The following is a 3,875-nucleotide window of genomic DNA, read 5'->3' as shown; positions in this document are numbered from 1 at the left end:
GGATCACCCCGCGCATCCCGGCCTCGCGCAGGGCCCCGACGACGGCCGCGCTCAGCCGCCCGGGATCGGGCACGGTGGCGCTGCCCAGGCCCACGAAGACCGGCGCGGGTCCCGAGGCGAGGAACTCCTCCAGCCGGGGCGGCAGATGGGGCTGGGCGTCGTACGGCCACCAGTAGCCGCAGACGTCGAGCCCCGGGCGCCAGTCGCGGGGCCGGGGCACCACCAGCGGGCTGAAGCCGTGCTGCACCGGCCAGCCCTGGCGCTCCCGGGCGCGGCGGGCGGCGGCCGGGGCGCGGCGGGGCAGGCCCAGCCGGTCCCGCAGGGCAGGCACGGTCGAGGCGAACACCTGCTCGACGGCCACGTTCACCCCGTTCCCGGCGAGCCGGTTGCCCGCCGGGCCCCAGGACCGTCCCCCGAGCAGGGCCGGCCCGAACTCCCCTGTCGGGGCGACCGGTTGGAGGTACACGCCCATGCTCGGCAGCCGCAGCCCCTCCGCGATGGTGTGTCCCAGGGGACCCAGCGAACTGGACAGCAGCAGTACGTCGTGCGTGCGGGCGGCGGCCAGGAGCTCGTCGGTCATCCGGCCGACGAGGCGTCGCGCCATCCCGACCACCCGCAGCAGCTTCCCGGCGCCGGTCGCGCTGCGATGGAGCCCGCGCCCGTGTGCCGACTCCAACTCCGCCCGGGGATCGAGGGGCAGGGCGTGGAAACCGACCCCGGCCCCCGCCACCAGCGGCTCGAAGCAGCCGTGCGTGACCAGGGTGACCTCGTGCCCGGCACCGGCCAGCCCGTGTCCGAGCCCGGTGAAGGGGGCCACGTCACCCCGTGAGCCTGCTGTCATGATCGCTACGCGCACGGGGGCCAGTATGGCGCCCCGGCCGCCCGCCGGGGAGGCCCTTGCAAGGGCGGACCGGCCGAGCGTGTCGCGCCCCGCGACCCGCGCGCCCACGCCCCGGCTCCCCGTGCCTCACGGAGCGCCTGGCGACCTGGTGGAGCGATCAGCGGGAAAGGAGCGGTGGTGCTGTCAGGAACTCTCCTCGTCCCAAGCCTGCAGCAGGGTCTCGTCGACGATCTTGCCGTCGCGCAGCGAAAGCATCGCGCTGGCCAGGACGCGGACCCCGTCCGGGTACTGGCAGGACTCGGTGTAGGCGACCTGGTCGCCCTGCACGACGACCTGTTCCAGCTTGTGGGTCATGTCCCTGCCGTACACGTCGTCCAGCATGGCGCGGATCTCGCCGATGCCACGCTTGACCATCGGGTGGCTGGGCTGAGTGTTGCGGTCGACGACACGCAGTTGCGCGTCGTCGGCGTAGAGCGACAGCAGTGCCGTCGCGTCCTGTCCTTCGATGCCCCGGCGCAGAGTCTCGACGTCGAAGGTGGAGCTTGCCGCGGTGCCCATGGTGACCTCCTCGGGGGCCCTCGGCCCGATCGGGTACGGGCCGCGAGGGACCTCTCCTCCTGAGCGTCCTCCCTCCTGGGAACGTCGGCAAGCGCAGACGGAGGATGAGCCTGACGAGTGAGCGGGGCGCGGCGCCCGTGTCCGGGGCGGGGCGCGCGCCGTTCATGACTACATGATCTCAACACGACGAATCGTCGCCGCCGTTGGTCTCGCCGTCGGCGTCACCGGCCTCGCCGCCCCGCTGGCATCCGCGGCCCCCGCCGCCGACCAGAACGCGGGCAAGCTGAACCCGATCGCCCAGCTCGACTCGCTCGCCGTGAGCGAGATTCCCGCCCAGTACCACGAGGACCTTCCCCGGGTCTCCAGCCAGCTGACCTCGCTCAACCGCCTGAACGACCTCCAGCAACTGCACCAGCTCACCGACATGGCCGCCCCCGTGACCGGCCTGCTGCCGGGCATCGAGGCCTGACGGACGCACTGGAACATGGGAGTGAGGGCCGCGCCCGGACCGGGCGGCCCTCACTCTCGTCGTACGTGTGTGCTCAGCCGGTAGTCGCCAGGAACTGCGTGGCCGCCAGTTCGGCGTACAGCGGGTCCCCGGCGACCAGTTCCCCGTGGGTGCCCACCGCGCGGACGCGGCCCGCGTCCATCACCACGATCCGGTCGGCCATCGTCACCGTCGACAGCCGGTGGGCGACGACGAGAACGGTCGTCGTACGGGCGACATCCGCGACCGTGTCGCGCAGCGCCGCCTCGTTCACCGCGTCGAGCTGCGAGGTCGCCTCGTCCAGCAGGAGCAGCCGGGGCCGGCGCAGCAAGGCGCGGGCGATGGCCACCCGTTGGCGCTCACCGCCCGACAGCTTGGTGCCGCGATGCCCCACCAGGGTGTCGAGGCCGCGCGGCAGCCGGGCCACCAGACCGTCGAGCCGGGTCGTCTTCACCACCCGGGTGACCGCGTCCTCGTCCGCCTCCGGACTGCCCAGCAGCAGGTTGTCGCGCAGCGAACCCGACAGCACGGGCGCGTCCTGCTCGACATAGCCGATGGCGGAACGCAGTTCCGTCAGATCCCAGTCGGCGGTGTCCCGCCCGTCGACGGTGATGACACCGGCCTCGGGGTCGTAGAACCGTTCGATGAGCGAGAAGACGGTGGTCTTGCCCGCGCCGGACGGGCCGACGAACGCCGTCATGCCCCGGGGCGGCACGGCGAAGGTCACGCCGTGATGGACGTACGGAAGATCGTCGGCGTAGCGGAAGCGGACCTCCTCGAAGGCGAGCGCCGCCGGTTCGGCGTCGGCGGCCGGGAGGGGCGCGGGGCGGGCCGACGACGGCTCGGCGGGCAGGGCGAGGGCCTCCTGGATACGGGTGAGGGCCGCGGCGCCCGTCTGGTACTGCGTGATCGCGCCGACCACTTCCTGGATCGGCGACATCAGATAGAACACGTAGAGGAGGAACGCGACCAGCGTGCCCACGTCCACCGCGCCCGTCGCGACCCGGGCGCCGCCCACCGCGAGCACCGTGATGAAGGCGATCTGCATCGCGAGCCCCGCTGTGTTGCCCGCCGCGGCAGCCCACTTGGCGGCCCGTACGCTCTGCCGCCACGACTCCTCGGCCGCCGCGTGCAGCCGTTCCTCCTCCCGGTGCTCGGCGCCGGACGCCTTGATCGTGCGCAGCGCGCCCAGTACGCGTTCCAGCGAGGCGCCCATGACACCGACCGCGTCCTGCGCCCGCCGGCTCGCCTTGTTGATGCGCGGCACGATCACCCCGAACACGGTCCCCGCCGCCACGATCACGCCGACCGTGACACCCAGCAGCACCGGGTCCACCAGGCCCATCATCACGACCGTCGCCACCAGGGTGAGGCCGCCGGTGCCGAGGCCGACGAGCGAGTCGGTGGTGACCTCGCGCAGCAGCGTCGTGTCCGAGGTGACCCGGGCCATCAGATCGCCGGGCTCGGTCCGGTCCACGGCCGGTATCCGCAGCCGCAGCAGGTAGGAGGACAGCTCCCGCCGGGCTCCCAGCACCACCGACTCGGCGGTGCGGCGCAGCACGTACCCGCCCAGCGCGCCCAGCGCCGCGTTGGCGACGACCAGCGCGGACATCAGGAGCAGCGCCCCGGTGATCGTCCGGTCGTGGGACAGGTCGTCGATGAGCCCCCGCGCCACCAGCGGCAGCGCCAGCCCGGCGGCACCCGTCGCCAGCGACAGCAGGGCGCCCGCCAGCAGGGTCCACCGGTGCGGCCGTACGTAGTCGAGGAGCAGCCGCCAAGCGGGCTGCGGCGGAACGGTGTTCGGCTCTGCGATGCTCACGGAGCTCCTCGACAGGCAGGCAGGCGGACGGGCGGGGAATTCACCCTACGTCGGCGGCCGAGGAGGAGGGGAAACGGTTTCACGCCCCCCTCGGCGCCCCCCTCGGCGCCCCCGCCTGTCCCGCACCGGCTGCTCGCCCCCGGCGGACCGGCCGGCCTGGACGAGAGCGA

At 73.4% G+C, this 3,875-nt stretch carries 4 protein-coding genes; 1 reads left to right on the top strand and 3 read right to left on the bottom strand.

Going from position 1 to position 3,875, the window contains the following annotated elements:
* Together AOK08_RS34490 and AOK08_RS34485 are read right to left on the bottom strand one after the other, a co-directional pair.
* Positions 1-841 (bottom strand): glycosyltransferase (locus AOK08_RS34490; RefSeq protein ID WP_055533349.1); only part of this gene is annotated, 841 nt, incomplete at its 3' end.
* A 183-nt stretch (positions 842-1,024) separates the two neighbouring features.
* Entirely contained in the window at positions 1,025-1,399 is a 375-nt protein-coding gene (locus tag AOK08_RS34485) for a nuclear transport factor 2 family protein (protein ID WP_055533347.1), read from the bottom strand.
* A gap of 172 nt (positions 1,400-1,571) precedes the next feature.
* Here AOK08_RS34485 and AOK08_RS34480 point away from each other — a divergent pair, with 172 nt between their 5' ends.
* Positions 1,572-1,868 carry a hypothetical protein gene (locus AOK08_RS34480; RefSeq protein ID WP_055533345.1) on the top strand — a complete coding sequence of 99 codons (297 nt, stop codon included), beginning with the start codon at positions 1,572-1,574 and terminating at the stop codon, positions 1,866-1,868.
* Positions 1,869-1,941: 73 nt separating this feature from the next.
* Here the strand turns inward: AOK08_RS34480 and AOK08_RS34475 are convergent, their stop codons facing one another.
* Positions 1,942-3,705, bottom strand: coding sequence for an ABC transporter ATP-binding protein (locus AOK08_RS34475; protein WP_055533343.1), 1,764 nt, complete (start codon positions 3,703-3,705; stop codon positions 1,942-1,944).
* Positions 3,706-3,875: the final 170 nt, after the last annotated feature.

This window comes from Streptomyces graminilatus, assembly GCF_001418565.1.
Classification (GTDB): domain Bacteria; phylum Actinomycetota; class Actinomycetes; order Streptomycetales; family Streptomycetaceae; genus Streptomyces; species Streptomyces graminilatus.
The sequence above is the reverse complement of the archived record's forward strand: the minus strand, read 5'-3'. Positions and strand labels throughout refer to the sequence as shown.